Here is a 14183-nt window from a genome sequence, read left to right as displayed (position 1 = left end):
ACAGAAGAAAACAATTAAGGGGTATGAGCGATGAAGGAAACACAGAAAAAACCAAAAGAGAAACAACTACTGGATCGTGATACGGTCTCCCGGTCCAATGTGCTAATCGAAAGTAAATCCAGTACATCATTATTTGAAAGAAAGCTTCTTAATATTGCAATCGCAAAAGCATATGTAGAAGACGGTGAGCTGATCGCAAAGGTTTCCACCAAGGATGTTAAGAATTATCTTCATATAACAGGAAACTCCATCTATTCTCGTCTGAAAGAAGTATCAAAAGAGACATTGGGACATGTAGTAAGTATCGAGGACGACGAAAAAGAGAACTTCATCATGTTCAATGTAGTGAATAAATGTGAATATAGAGATGGCGTGTTTACAACCAGATTTACTAAAGAGATGAAACCTCATATCTATAACCTGAAAAAAGACTATACCCGTATGAGTCTTGATGTATTGTGCTCTTTTAAATCCCTGTTCACAACCCGTGTTTACGAAATCCTGAGAACCCAGTATTATCGTTTTGACAGGGAACAGTGTGACCAGCTGATCGTACCGAGACCGCCGAAGAATCCATACACGATCGCAGAGCTTAAATTTACACTGAATGTAGTGGATGCAAATGCATCTAAAGCAGTAAAACGTCTTGTTGAGCAGGGACGTTTTGAAGAAGCGCTTGCAGAGATTAAGGATGCACCGTTTGAAGATTGGCGTAATTTCCGTAGAAAAGTACTTGAAGTTGCGAAAAAAGAGCTGGAAGAATCCGAGTATTCCGAGATCTGCTTTGATTATGAGCCGGTTAAGAGCGGGAAGGGCGGAAAGGTTACAGGAATCCGTTTCTTTGTGAAGAAGAATCCGAAGTGTATCCATCATTCAGATCTTCAGCGTATGCCATCCGGAGAAGAAGAGGGCGAAGAGATTGCGCCAAATGTACTGGCTGCAAAGAAAACTCCGGTTAATGAAAAACTGATTTTAGAAGTTGCCGATATTTTTGGAAATGAACCGATCACGATTCAGGAGATTAAGGTGCTGCTTCAGGTATCCGATAACCAGCCGGATGTGATCCGGAAAGCTTTTAAGCTGTCACAGGAGCAGGCATACATCAATAATCTGGTCGGATGGCTCAGAAAATGTATCGAAGAAAAGTGGTATGAGAACGAAAAAGTATCCAAGTTCAAAGGAAAGACGCTGGAAGAAGCGCAGATGACACTGGATCTTTATCAGGAATACATAGAAGAGCGCGAAAAAGTGAAAAAAGAGTAGGGTATTTTCTGCGAAAAGCAGAGTTATTACCTAAATGGTACACAAGTTAAGCGAGATAGTGTACAAAGTATACGAATCGAGTAGGAGTCAGCCTACTCGATTCGTCTTATTTTATGATGGAAAATTAAATTAGATGTTGGTGTCAAGAGGTATTTTGACCCTGGTATCTTAAATTATGGAGGAACGGAAGAAAATTATGGAAATAGGAAGATTACTGGATTTTTTAAAGACAGCAGAACAACTGAAATGTAACACCAGACATTCGTATACTTCAAGTGGCAGGTTGGAGAGTGTGGCAGAGCACAGTTGGCGGCTGGCTTTGATGGCAATGCTGGTTGGGGATGAATTTCCGGAGCTGGATATGGATAAGGTTATAAAAATGTGTCTGATCCATGATATGGGTGAGGCGATCACCGGGGATATTCCGGCATTTGAAAAGACGGATAAAGACCGAAAGGTTGAGAATAAAAAGGTGGAGCAGCTGACGGATATACTTCCGGAACCGGTCCGTGCAGAATGGAAGGCACTATTTGAAGAGATGGAAGCGATGGAGACACAGGAGGCGAGGCTTTATAAATCACTGGATAAGCTGGAGGCGCTGATCCAGCATAATGAGGCGGATATCTCGACATGGATTCCGTTGGAGTATGATCTTCAGATGACGTATGGGAATGAAGAATGTAAGTTTACGGAATATATCCAAAGGCTTCGGGATGAAGTGAGGAAAGATTCCAAGCGTAAGATTGAAGAAAGCAAACAGAAAGACTAATAAAAAATTTTCATAATAGTTGCATTGGAAATGTAATACTACATATTCATGCTGAGCCGGGGCGAATGTCCCGGCTTATTTTCTATATATGATAAGTAAAAATTTAATTATAAATCGGGGTAACAGGATTCGAACCTGCGACCTCACGGCCCCCAGCCGTGCGCTCTGACCAAGCTGAGCCATACCCCGAAGTGTTATTTCATTATAGTATAAATTGTTTTAAATCTCAATCATTCTTTTGATGTGAGAAAATGCTGTTGACAGGTTTTTGGAAAGAGTTCAAAATAACGATATGCAAATATAAATGAGTAGGATGAGGAACGATTATGGAAAATTTAATTTTCAGTTTGAATGCAACGATTCCGATCTTTTTGATGATGTTACTTGGAATGTTATTCAGAAAACTGGGGTGGATGGATGAAGTCTTTGCGGCAAAGATGAACAAGTTTGTATTTTTGGTTCCGCTTCCGGTGTTGCTGTTTGAACAGCTGGCGACCGTGGATTTTTCGGAAGTATGGGATATTAAGTTTATTCTTTTTTGTTTTGTGGTGACGGCGATCAGTATTACGATATCAACTTTGATTTCACTGCTGTGGAAAGATCGGAGCATTAAAGGCGAATTTATACAGGCGACTTACCGGAGCAGTGCGGCGCTTCTTGGAATTGCTTTTATCCAGAATATTTACGGAACTGCGGGAATGGCACCGCTTATGATCATCGGCAGTGTGCCGCTTTATAATATTATGGCGGTTGTGGTGCTTTCAGTGTTTAAACCGGGGAATAATTCTTTTGATAAGGCGCTGGTAAAGAAAACGCTGAAGGGGATTGCAACGAATCCAATCATTATTGGAATTGTGGCGGGATTTGTCTGGTCTGCACTTAAGCTTCCGATGCCGACAATTTTACATAAGGTTGTATCCAATGTCGGGGCGACAGCGACGCCGATGGGTCTGATGTCGATGGGAGCGACATTTGAGTTGAGGAAAGCGACATCGAAAATGAAGCCGACAATTGTGGCAGTGTTTATGAAGCTGGTTGGATTTTGTGCGGTTTTTTTGCCGGTAGCAGCAGTTCTTGGATTTAGAAATGAAGAGTTGATTGCGATTCTGGTGATGCTTGGATCTGCTACGACGGTCAGCTGTTTTGTTATGGCAAGGAATATGGGACATGAGGGGACGCTTAGTTCCGGAGTGATTATGATGACGACGTTGTTGAGTGCGTTTACGCTTACGATGTGGCTGGATGTGTTGAGGTCATTTGGGTTGGTGTAAGAAGAATAAAAATAGAAGCAGCCAGTTAAAATGAGAATTGTGGTAGCACACCATTGACTAGTTGCTTCTATTTTTTAAAGATTAAATAAGTCGCTGTGACTGCCGGTTCGAGTAAGAGTGAGGACAAGGACATCATCATCGTAGCGATAGATGAGCAGCCAATCTGGTAAGATGTGGCATTCTCGGTGTCCAACCCAATTGCCGGATAATGGATGATCTTTGTGTTTAGGATCCAGGCTCTCGCCGTTTTGCAAGTTTGGTGACGATTTCTTTTAGAAGTTCTAAATTAAGACCGCGTCGTTTTGCAAGTTTGTAATCTTTTTTAAATTGAGTGGTATTTTTGATTTCATATTTTGTCATGAATCAAGATCTGCAAAAAGTTCATTAACATCATGGTATCCTTTGATGTTAGGATCTTTTGCAATTCTTTCTGCCTCAAGCATAGCAGAGACGGTTTCTTTACTTGGAGTTCCTTCTGTAATTTTGAAAGGAATTCCTCTTTCGCGGAGAGACTGGCGTACAAAAATATTGAAAGCTGTGCTGAGATTCATACCGAGTTCTTCGTAAAGAGCTTCGGCTGCAGCTTTGAGATCGCTGTCCATACGAATGCTGATATTACTTGTTGTTGATTTTGCCATAGTAATCACCTCTTTTTATGATATAGATATTATATGGCAAATGCACGAAAATATCAATATATTGCACGAAAAAATATATTATGTATGAGCTGCTGTTAGAGGGGCGCGAAGGCGCTGGCGCTGTTCGCTTGGGAGGATGGTGCCAGGGGCGGGGAAGGCGCTGGCGCTGTTCCCCTTGGAGATTGGTGTGTTTTAGATAAGAAAGTTTGTTGGTCGAATGATTTAGGGGAGGAGCAGTGCACCACAGCTCGTGAACCTGGCGGTTCATTCGCTGTGCGAGCTATCGCTCTATCAAAATAAAAAAACACGCAAATTTTCATGCGAGCATGAAATTTGCGTGTTCTTTTATTTTGGCACTGCTCTATCTGAGGACAAAGTACTGTTCATACCACAGTAAGAATGAATATACGGTATAAATCTTTCTATGATAATTTCCGACTTTATTCTTATGATCTTCCAGCCATTTCAGCAGTAACTCCTGATTGAAGAATTCGGATACGAAGTCTTTCTGGAACATTTCTTTTACTTTATTATAGTATTTATCTTCTCGGAGCCATACTCTGAATGGTACGAGGAATCCGAGTTTTTTACGTTTTGCCCAGTCCATTGGGATGTGGGAGAGGGCGGAGGTACGGAAGGCTTTTTTTGTTTCCATGCCGTCTACGCAGTATTTGCTGTCGATGCTGCGGGCGAGTTCCCAGACTTTTTTGTCGAGGTATGGTACACGCAGTTCGAGGGAGTGTGCCATTGTCATCTTATCTGCTTTGAGCAGGATGTCGTGTGGCAGCCACAGATGCATATCGAGGAAGAGCTTTTTATGAAGGTCGTCCTGATCTTTTACCTGGTCGAAGTACGGTTTGGTTACGTCCTGGTAGCGCATCTTGCTCTTATATGCAGGAGAGAGTACTTCATCTGCTTCTTCGTTGTCCATGATGAATGCCTGGCCGATGTAGGAATCTTCTACGGAAGTTGCATTTCTCTTGAGGAAGTTAAGTCCTCTCTTGTCTGGCTGGTGTTTTGCCCAGTCTCCGAGTTTTTTACGGATAGATGCCGGTACGATCTTGCGGTACATATCACCGGATTTGCTTGGGATATATGTCTCGTATCCACCGAACATCTCATCTGCGCCTTCTCCACTTAAGACTACTTTTACATCTTTGGCTGCGAGCTGTGACAGATAGTACAGCGGTACAGCGGAAAGGTTGGCATGTGGTTCATCGGAATGATACTGAACCTCCGGCAGAGCATCGAAAAATTCGTCAGAAGAGATTTCTTTCTTTGCATTGCTCATATGAAGGATATCGCACAGATCCTTGGAGAAGGTTGTCTCATCGAATCCGCCGACTTCAAATCCTACGGAATAGGTCTTCATCGGTTTTACAGTAGATGCGATGTAGCTTGAATCAACACCACCTGAAAGGAAAGATCCTACTTCTACATCAGCAATCTGATGGTAATCAACAGAATCCTGAATTGTCTCACCGATGAGTTTTACTGTCTCGTCAAAGCTGCGGTCTTTCTTTGCATAAGTCGGATCGAAGTATTTTGTTTTCTTAAGTTCTTTTCCATCATAAGTGAAGTATGTTCCCGGTTCCAGTTTGAATACACCTTTGAACATGGTCTCAAGGAGTGGGGTGTACTGGAAAATCAGGTACATCTTGAGGGCATCTTTGTTGACCTCTTTATGGAAATGTGGGTGAGCCAGGAAGGATTTGATTTCAGAACCAAATAAAAGGCTTCCATTCATCTGTGCATAGTAGAATGGTTTGATTCCAAAGTAGTCTCTTGCTCCGAATAAGTTGTGAGTTTCTTTATCGTAAATTACAAATGCGAACATTCCGCGAAGCATAGAAGCAATTTTTTCGCCATAGGTTTTGTATCCCTGAAGAATAACTTCTGTATCGGAGTTTGTCTGGAACTGACATCCGTGTTTCTCAATCAGTTCTTTACGGATTTCCTGATAGTTGTAAATCTCTCCGTTGAAAATAATGACATGTTTGCCATCTGCACTGTGAATCGGCTGAGATCCGCCTTCAAGGTCGATGATACTCAGACGGCGGAAGCCAAGGGCTACATAGTCATCAACAAAGCTTCCCTTGCTGTCAGGTCCGCGGTGGGCAATGCGTTCACCCATCTGGTCGATGACTTCTTCTCTATTAAAATCGCCGGCGCCATAATAGCCTGCAAATCCACACATAAATTGCACATCCTTTCTGAATTGATACATATTAAAAATATTATAGTAACTTAATTTTGCCTGTAGATTTATTTATTATACCATAGTCTATATAAGATTAACAAGGGATAAAAAACCGGAAAGGAATATCCAATAAAATCAGTAGGATATTCCTTGCATATTTTTTACAGGTGTTATATAGTGAAAAATGCGGATAAATGTGTAAAAGCCGGCAAAGAAAAGGAGAATCCGGGAAATGGAAAAGGTGAAAACTTTCCTGGCAGATATATCTGATCTGCTTAATGAGAAAAATTATCAAAAAATTTATGAAAAAGTTCCGGCGTTCAGACAGGAAAAAGCAGACCGGCTGAAGCACAGGGAGGATCAGGCTCAAAGCGTGGGTGCATGGTATCTTTGGATGAAGATACAGGAGAGACACAAAATACCGCAAGATGCAGGGCAGTCCTTTAATTTATCACATTCTGGGAAATATGTTCTGTGCAGCGCAGGCGTATCCGGAGAGCGGGTAGGCTGCGACATCGAATGCATGCGGAAATATCATGAAAGGCTGGCAGAAAAATATTTTTGTTCTTCTGAATATGAGAGAATCCGGAATGCAGATGAAGCGGAGCAGACGGAAATGTTTTACCGCTACTGGGTTTTAAAAGAAAGCTTTTTAAAAGCGACGCGCAAAGGCCTTGTGATGGGATTGAATACCAGCGAGATCCAGATTCCGAAGCAGGGAGATCCGTTTTTTTTAAGGCAGCCGGAAGAAATCCGGGAAGCTTATTATTTAAAAGAATATCAGACAGATGGAGCAAGGATTGCGGTGTGCTCAACGAATCCGAATTTTGACGAAAATATTTTGGATATGACAGATATTTACAAAAGAGAAATGATTGTGGAACTTAAAGATTGAAAATAAGCCAATGAAACAAGAAGTGGATTGGTTAAGAGTTTACAGGTATTTTATGAGAGAAGAAGGAGAAGAAGATGCTTACACAATTTTCGAGAACAGAACTGCTTCTTGGCAAAGAGGCGATGGATAAACTGAAGAATTCAAGAGTTGCCGTATTTGGAATCGGCGGAGTCGGCGGTTATGTATGTGAGGCACTGGTACGAAGCGGAATCGGGGCATTTGACCTGATCGATGATGACAAGGTATGTCTGACCAATTTAAACCGTCAGATCATTGCAACTAGAAAGACGGTAGGGAAATACAAAGTAGATGTTATGAAGGAGAGAATGCTGGAAATCAATCCGGACGTGAATGTGCGGATTCACAAATGCTTCTTCCTTCCGGAAAATGCAGATGAATTTCCGTTTGATGAGTATGATTATGTAGTTGATGCAGTTGATACGGTGACTGCAAAGATTGAGCTTGTCATGAAATCGCAGGCAATGAATGTGCCGATCATTAGCAGTATGGGAGCCGGAAACAAGCTGGATGCAAGTGCATTTAAAGTGGCTGATATCTATAAGACACAGATGTGTCCGCTTGCAAAAGTTATGCGCCGGGAGTTAAAGAAGCGTCATGTTAAGAAGTTGAAAGTTGTTTATTCAGAAGAGAAACCGACCAGACCAATCGAGGACATGGCAATCAGTTGCAGAAACCATTGTATCTGTCCGCCAGGAGCAGAGCATAAATGTACGGAGAGAAGAGATATTCCGGGAAGTGTGGCATTTGTGCCATCTGTAGTTGGACTGATTATCGCAGGGGAAGTAGTGAAGGACCTCTGTGAAAAATAAAAATAAAATCGCGGGCGCCCCTGCGGGGCGCATATCAAAACCAGGCATTTGCTGTCAGAACTTGCAGCAAATGCCTGGCTTTTTTGTTTCATTTTTTTTCACAGATTTTCCGGGGAATCTTATACGATCTGTATCGAAGATCAGGAAACAGAGGTAACTCTGGAGAGTAATTATACAGAGCTTTAAACTTAAAAAATTCTAAACTTGTCGGAAAAGACTGTTTTCTCATGAAGAAATATGTTAAAGTAAGGCTGAAATATGCGTAAAAAGGAACAAACATTAACGAGATGTCGTTTAAGGAAGGAAGAACCATAGACATATGATGAGAGAAGACAGGAAAAGAGCGGAGCAGCGCCAGAAAAAAATGGCGAGGCGCAAGCGGGAAGTACGAAGGATGAAAAGAAAGCTATATAAAGCAGGCATTTTTGCAGCAGCAGGAATTATCGTGTTGACTGTGATCCTGATGCTTTGTGGAAGTGGAAATGCAAAGAAATCTGCAAAAAAGACATCCTCTGCCAAGACAAAGACAGAGACAAGTGAAGAGACAGAAACAAAGACACCAGAAGAGATAGAAGCTGAGAAAGTCCGGGAGGTGCTGGATTCTGACCAGTATAAAGACCAGCTGGGCGAATTATATAAGAAAAACCCGGAGACGAAGGAAATCATTCTGAACAGAGAAAAGTATTCCGATGATCTGCTGACATGGCTGTTTGATCATCAGGAAGCACTGCAGTGGGTGATTGATTATCCGGAACAGTCAGCACGATCAGAGGAAGAACTCAGTGCGCAGGGACTTCAGGCGGTAGATTTGAAAGATTACAGAATTCAGAACCATATTCCGGTATATTTCCAGTGGAGCGAAGTATGGGGATATGCATCTTATGGTTCCGAGAATATCGGAATGGGTGGATGCGGACCGACCAGTCTTTCCATGGTGGCGACAGGACTTACAGGCAATACTTCATTTACACCGAAGTATGTGGCAGATATGAGTGTCAATATGGGATATTATGTAGATGAAGTCGGAACAGACTGGACGCTTATGACTGCAGGAGCTTCAGAACTTGGAATAAACTCTGCACAGCTTACAAACTGGTCAGAAGACACTCTCAAGTCCGAGCTTTCGGCAGGACATCCGATCATCTGCAGTATGGGACCGGGTGATTTTACAAACCAGGGACATTTTATCGTCCTTTCCGGGCTGACAGAGGAGGGCAAGGTACTGATCAATGATCCGAACAGTAAGATCAACAGTCGTAAGAAATGGGATCTGAATACAATTATAAATCAGATGAATGCAGCGTGGTCATTCTGGGTATAAAAATTTGGAAAAAGTGCAGGAGAATTGGATAAATTCCCTTGCGCTTTTCTTTTATTTATGATATAAATAGATATTGTCGAGAGACAAAATGGGTGGATTCCCGAGTGGCCAAAGGGGACAGACTGTAAATCTGCTGCAATTTGCTTCGGTGGTTCGAATCCACCTCCGCCCATTGATGCGAGGTTGAAGAGACAGTGCAGAGCGCGTATGCTTTTCGCAAAAACCGTATGAGCATCTCTTGCCGCAGTGGCGGAACTGGCAGACGCCCGGGACTTAAAATCCCGTGGGTAGTGATACCCGTACCGGTTCGATTCCGGTCTGCGGCATTAGTTAAAAATGGGAGAAACGTTGAATTTACAGCGTTTCTCTTATTTTTTTGTTTTAAAATGTTTGAACACCTTTGAACACTTTATGATGAAATACCAAGATTCTGAAAAGCAAGCCTGTCATTCTTCCTCTTATTGACATTCCGCAAGTAATGCAATGTTGTAGCTGTCTCACTATGTCCCATTAAATAACTAAGGGTTGTAAGATTATTTCCGTCAAAAGCTGTTGAAGCATTGTAAAAGCGGATTTTATGACTGGAATGATAAGGAACACCGGCTTCTTTGCAATATTTCTTCAAACGGCGATTAAAGCTGTCTGTTGTCATAATCTCGCCGTTGGGTTCAAAGACATATATTCCATTTGGATTTAATTCCTTTGCTTTGTGAAGAATTTTAAGTGCTTCGTCTGTAAGGAACTGTTTACGGAATCCATGAGAAGTATTTCCTTTCATTTGATTTACTACTTTTACTTTTCGGCTTGAGAATGTTAAATCATCATTCAATGTACGTTCACAGGTCGCCTGTCTGTGAAGATATACAAGCCTGTTATTGTAGTCAATATCTTCCCAACGGATAGCTTTTGTTTCTCCAACACGGATAAACAGATAGAAAGATAACTGTATTGCAAGAGAATATGGCTCTATGATACACCGAAGATAATTTAATAACTTATGCGTATCATCACGAGAAAATACATTGTCACTTTGTACTTCTACTGGCTTATAGGTAAACTGTTTGAAATTCACATCAGAGACAGGATTATGTGATATAATTTCTTCTTCAATCGCATAACTCATGATTCCATTCAAAACAGAACGGGCATTACTGACTCGCTTGTGAGTGAACTGTCGGTCTTTTGTAGCTTCTCTGAAAAAGCGGATAAGCGTGATTGGTTTGATTTCGCCTATCTTCATTTTAACAAGTTCTGTATCTTTGAAAAATCTATTCCATTCAGATACATACTCTTGAATTGTTTTTGCTTTTACGGAAGTATAATCTCTTTTATACAAAAGCCATTCAACATATAATTCTTCCAGTGTGACATTCTGACGGTTTTCAGCTTTCTGCTTTTCGAGATAAAATCTGATGATTTCTTTTTCAAGGTTCTCTTTACTCTTCCTCTTAACAGGACGGCGTTTGTTAGGTTTGGTTTCATCGGGTAAATAAGTACGCCAGCTTTTTTCTGATTCCGAGTAATAAATTTCATATTTGTGATTCTCCAAGATTTTTTTATTTGCCATAATTTTAAAATCTTTGAAGACTTCATCTGTGGTCATGTTAGCACAGGTGGCTAACGTATTCAATAATGTTATATCTGAAAACGTAACGGGATTATCCATAAGATTCCCCCTTTACGCAAGGATTTTCTTTTTTAATTTTGATGTAGATAACACTGCTGTCCTTTAAGCATGAACCAGTAGATAAGAAAGCGTTGGTATCGTAAATTTGCCTTGTGTATTCTTTCTGAAAGACGATATTTTCTTTTTGTAAGTCATGTAAAATGTCTTCGGTCAGCATGACTTTTGTTTCGTGTGGAACTTTCAGATTTTGAGATTTAAAAAAGGCTTTTTTCTTATGTTCTTTCAAATCAAGGTCTTTTCCAAAATACTTGCTAAGATAACGACCTCTGTTTTCTTTGCTGTCTACATCAATGCGATTGATTTTAATAAATCCATGTGACCATAAATTCTGTAATTTTTCTTTTGCTATATACGGAAAATCAAAGAAAATAACATGATAATGGATTGCTCCACGCTTCTGTTTCTCCCACGTTGCAAGGTATTTTAATAACTGGGTTTTGGTATGATACAAATAATAATTTAATCGCTGGATAAAATACTTAAATTCTCGGTTAGTTATCAGGATTTCTTGAATGTTTTCTTTAAATGTCAGCGTTACAAATTTTGTTTTGTTATCAAAGTTGCAGTCAACAATACGGGCAATATCCCAACGAGCCTGTTCGTAATGCTTCTGCTTGCGTTTTAAACTGTCATATTGCTTATGAGCTGACATTTCATCAAATTTTTTTCGGTTACTTGTGTCTGTTAAATCTGCCTTTTCTTTCGAGTGAATAAAAATAGGGTTTTCGTAAATATATACTTCTTTTGTAGTAGGAGTTTCAATGATTTTCGTATTGTATGCAAAACACTCTTTTGTTTTGCTCACGAATCTCACCTCATATCCCAATTTTTGTAATGAATGTTCCGATTGTTTTCGGAAGATGTTGTTTTATATATCAAGTATAGAGGTCAGCCAGTTCAGCACCTATGACGTTGTCCGGCACTGACTGGCTGACATAGTAGGGAAATTATTTCATTCCCACTTTTCTGATATTGGAAGCTTCTGCTTTGACAGAAAGACGTCCATTATAGAGACTAGCCCAAGTATGTAATCCATCAAATGAGACTGGAATCTGCCCTTTTTGTTCAAGTTCCTCGTTGGTAACAATCGCTGTGTTGGCTTTAATGCCTACTTTGACTTTCTCAAACTTTAATTTTGGAAGAAGAACTGTATAGTAGAATCCTAATTTTTCTTTTGTAGAAAAGTCTACCCAGTCAGAAACTTCTACTAACTGAAATTCCTCTTGCAGTTTGTCTGGATTTAAAATAAAGTCATTTCCTCTAATCATCGTTTCACCTCCTTACAGATATCTGATTATCAGATATTAAGATAATCTTATGATAAAACAAGCATTGCAGAATGTCAATAGAAAATATCTGAATATCCGATAAAAAGATTGACAGAGAAAATTTGATGAAATATAATGTGCTTATAAAGGAGGTTCGCTATGAATAAAATAAAAGAATTGCGGAAAGAAAAGAATATAACCGTTGCGGAACTTGCAAAAGAATTAGGCATTTCACAAAGTATGCTTACGAACTATGAAAATGGAAACGGAACGCCGAGAGATGAATCTATATGGGAAAAATTATCACAGATATTCGGCGTGAGTAAAAGCCACGTTATGGGATTAACTACGGATATTGAAACAGCAAATAAGACAAAACAGTTGAAAGTGGTTGTGGATACATCTCAGCCGATCTCAATACAACCGAAGAATCAGACAGACCTTGATGTATTGATAAAACTGGATTTGATAGACAGTGAAGACATGGAAGAAGTGTCAGAATTTCTTGATAAACTGTTGGCACAGGAGAAATATGAGGGACGGAGAGAATCAAACGTTAAATATGTCGTTGAGTAGAAAATGCTTTTCAGCCGTCCACTTGCCCAGTCGACCCGCCGCCCTGTTAGGAACCGTCGCACTGGGCATCCTTGCGGAACGTTAGTTTGCGAAAATACGAACAAAAGAATATAAGGAGAGGGAATAGCCGATACTACTTCAAAAGCAGTAATAGAGTGCTATTCCTTTTTATTATATTCAATGGTTACAGTTCGGAACGGCTTGCTATTATTGTGCAAGTAATAAGTTGGATAATAGAGGTTGATTTCCAAGGTGGTAGGTGTACCGTTAATTTTGTTATGTTCGTTTTCAATGTCTTTGATTACTCCATCAATTCCCCAACATTTGTAAACAATTACAGTCAATTCAGTATTTCTGGTATCTGCACTGCTAAAGGACATGCTGTTAGTAATATGGTAGTCCGGCAGTCTGAGATAATTGTAGAGAATGGTCAGTAAACAGAGTATTGTGATTGGTGCTATAATTTTCTTTTTCATGTACATACCTCTTTCGTGTTATTTGTACAGGGATGACTATATAGTACCTCACTATATAGTGAATTACTACATAAAGATTTAATAAATATACTTTATGTAGAGGTGCAGAACATGAACTATGGACATTTAGAATTAAGGATAGAAGAACTGTTACAAGAAAAAGGTATCAGTAAGAATACGATTTGTAAGGAACTTGACATACCGAGGTCAAATTTCAATAGATATTGCAGAAATGAATTTCAAAGACTGGATGCAAATTTAATCTGTAAACTATGCAACTATTTTGAATGTGAAATTGGTGAGTTAATTCGATATGTAAAAGAATAAAGTGATAATGGGTATGCGGAAATAAAAAATATTCGCATACCTTTTTAATTGAATATTTTATAAAATGGAATTATACTGTGTATAACATGAAACAGACAAATCGGTGTTTGAAAGGATGATGATATGATGGATAAATTAAAAAAGAACATGGTTTTCTACCTACTGTTGCTGATAGATTTTTATATCGTTCCTTGGTTTATAAAAAACACAGGAAGTGCAATGATTGTTATGTTAGTAATTATTCCTCTAATATGTTTAATAACCTCTGTTTTTTATGGGATTAGGAATGGTTTTAACTTCTGGTATATTTTGATTGTAGCAATAATGTTTGCGCCATCTATATTTATATTTTATAACTCAAGTGCATGGGTTTATGTAGTTGGATATGCTGTTATTGCATTATTGGGAAATTTAATAGCATTGCCATTAGGAAAAAGATAACTTCCTGTTTGTATGCAACAAACGTTTGAACACTTTTTGAACACCGCAACCGTGATGAAGTCTTCAAAGCCCCTTTCTATCAGTATTTGAGATTAAGTAAAACGGTTCGATTCCGGTCTGCGGCAGTGTTTGAAAAGCAGGAGAAACGTTGAATTTACAGCATTTCTCCTGCTTTTTGTTTAACCGGGATTCTGTTAAATACGCAATTTGCCGGCGTAGAG

At 39.7% G+C, this 14183-nt stretch carries 15 protein-coding genes, 3 tRNA genes and 1 pseudogene; 11 read left to right on the top strand and 8 right to left on the bottom strand.

The features are described 5' to 3' along the window. Positions 1-30: 30 nt before the first annotated feature. Positions 31-1263 carry a replication initiation protein gene (locus PG766_RS08805; RefSeq protein ID WP_117558134.1) on the top strand — a complete coding sequence of 411 codons (1233 nt, stop codon included), beginning with the start codon at positions 31-33 and terminating at the stop codon, positions 1261-1263. Between the two features lie 196 nt (positions 1264-1459). After that, positions 1460-2032: an HD domain-containing protein gene (locus tag PG766_RS08800; protein ID WP_182420323.1), complete on the top strand. Its 573-nt coding sequence runs from the start codon at positions 1460-1462 to the stop codon at positions 2030-2032. Positions 2033-2146: 114 nt separating this feature from the next. On the opposite strand, the gene PG766_RS08795 is transcribed toward PG766_RS08800, so the two are convergent. Beyond that, positions 2147-2221 (bottom strand) — tRNA-Pro (locus PG766_RS08795). Positions 2222-2358: 137 nt separating this feature from the next. Here PG766_RS08795 and PG766_RS08790 point away from each other — a divergent pair. Then, a complete protein-coding gene (locus PG766_RS08790; RefSeq protein WP_195479699.1) occupies positions 2359-3303 on the top strand; it encodes an AEC family transporter in 945 nt (314 codons plus the stop codon). A 74-nt stretch (positions 3304-3377) separates the two neighbouring features. Here PG766_RS08790 and PG766_RS08785 read toward each other — a convergent pair. From PG766_RS08785 to asnB, 3 genes and pseudogenes are all read right to left on the bottom strand, one after another. Beyond that, positions 3378-3663: pseudogene (locus PG766_RS08785) on the bottom strand (type II toxin-antitoxin system YafQ family toxin). Next, the gene (locus tag PG766_RS08780) at positions 3660-3941 is read right to left on the bottom strand and encodes a type II toxin-antitoxin system RelB/DinJ family antitoxin (RefSeq protein ID WP_055155989.1); all 282 of its coding nucleotides are present in this window, start codon (positions 3939-3941) and stop codon (positions 3660-3662) included. The pseudogene PG766_RS08785 and the gene PG766_RS08780 overlap by 4 nt, the downstream one beginning before the upstream one ends. Before the next feature lie 361 nt (positions 3942-4302). Next, a complete protein-coding gene (asnB, locus tag PG766_RS08775) occupies positions 4303-6138 on the bottom strand; it encodes an asparagine synthase (glutamine-hydrolyzing) (RefSeq protein ID WP_022221050.1) in 1836 nt (611 codons plus the stop codon). A 235-nt stretch (positions 6139-6373) separates the two neighbouring features. On the opposite strand from asnB, the gene PG766_RS08770 reads away from it, so the two are divergent. From PG766_RS08770 to PG766_RS08750, 5 genes are all read left to right on the top strand, one after another. Further along, positions 6374-7036 carry a 4'-phosphopantetheinyl transferase family protein gene (locus PG766_RS08770; RefSeq protein ID WP_195251669.1) on the top strand — a complete coding sequence of 221 codons (663 nt, stop codon included), beginning with the start codon at positions 6374-6376 and terminating at the stop codon, positions 7034-7036. Positions 7037-7110: 74 nt separating this feature from the next. Then, the gene (locus PG766_RS08765; RefSeq protein ID WP_270590738.1) at positions 7111-7866 is read left to right on the top strand and encodes a tRNA threonylcarbamoyladenosine dehydratase; all 756 of its coding nucleotides are present in this window, start codon (positions 7111-7113) and stop codon (positions 7864-7866) included. A 394-nt stretch (positions 7867-8260) separates the two neighbouring features. Further along, entirely contained in the window at positions 8261-9187 is a 927-nt protein-coding gene (locus PG766_RS08760; protein ID WP_270590737.1) for a C39 family peptidase, read from the top strand. 90 nt (positions 9188-9277) lie between these two features. Further along, positions 9278-9359: transfer RNA gene (locus PG766_RS08755), tRNA-Tyr, on the top strand. Between the two features lie 68 nt (positions 9360-9427). Then, positions 9428-9513, top strand: a tRNA-Leu gene (locus tag PG766_RS08750). An 83-nt stretch (positions 9514-9596) separates the two neighbouring features. Here PG766_RS08750 and PG766_RS08745 read toward each other — a convergent pair. The 3 genes from PG766_RS08745 to PG766_RS08735 all read right to left on the bottom strand — a co-directional run bounded on the left by PG766_RS08745 (position 9597) and on the right by PG766_RS08735 (position 12142). Further along, positions 9597-10853, bottom strand: a complete 1257-nt coding sequence (locus PG766_RS08745) for a tyrosine-type recombinase/integrase (protein ID WP_270590736.1) — start codon at positions 10851-10853, stop codon at positions 9597-9599. Then, positions 10846-11679, bottom strand: coding sequence for a rolling circle replication-associated protein (locus PG766_RS08740; RefSeq protein ID WP_173794097.1), 834 nt, complete (start codon positions 11677-11679; stop codon positions 10846-10848). The genes PG766_RS08745 and PG766_RS08740 overlap by 8 nt, the downstream gene beginning before the upstream one ends. Positions 11680-11821: 142 nt before the next feature. Next, entirely contained in the window at positions 11822-12142 is a 321-nt protein-coding gene (locus PG766_RS08735) for a hypothetical protein (RefSeq protein WP_005330993.1), read from the bottom strand. Positions 12143-12301: 159 nt separating this feature from the next. Between PG766_RS08735 and PG766_RS08730 the strand changes: the two genes are divergently transcribed. Continuing rightward, on the top strand, positions 12302-12718 hold the full coding sequence (locus PG766_RS08730) for a helix-turn-helix domain-containing protein (protein WP_005424130.1): 417 nt from the start codon (positions 12302-12304) through the stop codon (positions 12716-12718). Positions 12719-12876: 158 nt separating this feature from the next. On the opposite strand, the gene PG766_RS08725 is transcribed toward PG766_RS08730, so the two are convergent. Next, positions 12877-13194 carry a hypothetical protein gene (locus PG766_RS08725; protein WP_118178119.1) on the bottom strand — a complete coding sequence of 106 codons (318 nt, stop codon included), beginning with the start codon at positions 13192-13194 and terminating at the stop codon, positions 12877-12879. Between the two features lie 111 nt (positions 13195-13305). Here PG766_RS08725 and PG766_RS08720 point away from each other — a divergent pair, with 111 nt between their 5' ends. Next, complete coding sequence (locus PG766_RS08720) at positions 13306-13521, top strand: helix-turn-helix domain-containing protein (RefSeq protein WP_025656187.1); 216 nt, start codon at positions 13306-13308, stop codon at positions 13519-13521. Between the two features lie 123 nt (positions 13522-13644). Next, a complete protein-coding gene (locus PG766_RS08715; RefSeq protein ID WP_081733101.1) occupies positions 13645-13962 on the top strand; it encodes a hypothetical protein in 318 nt (105 codons plus the stop codon). The last annotated feature ends 221 nt before the right edge of the window (positions 13963-14183 follow it).

The sequence above is a fragment of the Coprococcus sp. LG101-27 genome, from assembly GCF_027695515.1.
GTDB lineage: Bacteria > Bacillota > Clostridia > Lachnospirales > Lachnospiraceae > Allocoprococcus > Allocoprococcus comes.
Note: the sequence above shows the minus strand (reverse complement) of the source record. Positions and strands in the feature narration are given on the sequence as shown.

What these genes read in the sequence shown, in the direction of transcription:
- PG766_RS08805 (WP_117558134.1), top strand. Translation starts at nt 31, where the DNA reads ATGAAGGAAACACAGAAAAAACCAAAAGAGAAACAACTACTGGATCGT.
- PG766_RS08800 (WP_182420323.1), top strand. Translation starts at nt 1,460, where the DNA reads ATGGAAATAGGAAGATTACTGGATTTTTTAAAGACAGCAGAACAACTG.
- PG766_RS08790 (WP_195479699.1), top strand. Translation starts at nt 2,359, where the DNA reads ATGGAAAATTTAATTTTCAGTTTGAATGCAACGATTCCGATCTTTTTG.
- PG766_RS08780 (WP_055155989.1), bottom strand. Translation starts at nt 3,941, where the DNA reads ATGGCAAAATCAACAACAAGTAATATCAGCATTCGTATGGACAGCGAT.
- asnB (WP_022221050.1), bottom strand. Translation starts at nt 6,138, where the DNA reads ATGTGTGGATTTGCAGGCTATTATGGCGCCGGCGATTTTAATAGAGAA.
- PG766_RS08770 (WP_195251669.1), top strand. Translation starts at nt 6,374, where the DNA reads ATGGAAAAGGTGAAAACTTTCCTGGCAGATATATCTGATCTGCTTAAT.
- PG766_RS08765 (WP_270590738.1), top strand. Translation starts at nt 7,111, where the DNA reads ATGCTTACACAATTTTCGAGAACAGAACTGCTTCTTGGCAAAGAGGCG.
- PG766_RS08760 (WP_270590737.1), top strand. Translation starts at nt 8,261, where the DNA reads ATGAAAAGAAAGCTATATAAAGCAGGCATTTTTGCAGCAGCAGGAATT.
- PG766_RS08745 (WP_270590736.1), bottom strand. Translation starts at nt 10,853, where the DNA reads ATGGATAATCCCGTTACGTTTTCAGATATAACATTATTGAATACGTTA.
- PG766_RS08735 (WP_005330993.1), bottom strand. Translation starts at nt 12,142, where the DNA reads ATGATTAGAGGAAATGACTTTATTTTAAATCCAGACAAACTGCAAGAG.
- PG766_RS08730 (WP_005424130.1), top strand. Translation starts at nt 12,302, where the DNA reads ATGAATAAAATAAAAGAATTGCGGAAAGAAAAGAATATAACCGTTGCG.
- PG766_RS08725 (WP_118178119.1), bottom strand. Translation starts at nt 13,194, where the DNA reads ATGAAAAAGAAAATTATAGCACCAATCACAATACTCTGTTTACTGACC.
- PG766_RS08720 (WP_025656187.1), top strand. Translation starts at nt 13,306, where the DNA reads ATGAACTATGGACATTTAGAATTAAGGATAGAAGAACTGTTACAAGAA.
- PG766_RS08715 (WP_081733101.1), top strand. Translation starts at nt 13,645, where the DNA reads ATGATGGATAAATTAAAAAAGAACATGGTTTTCTACCTACTGTTGCTG.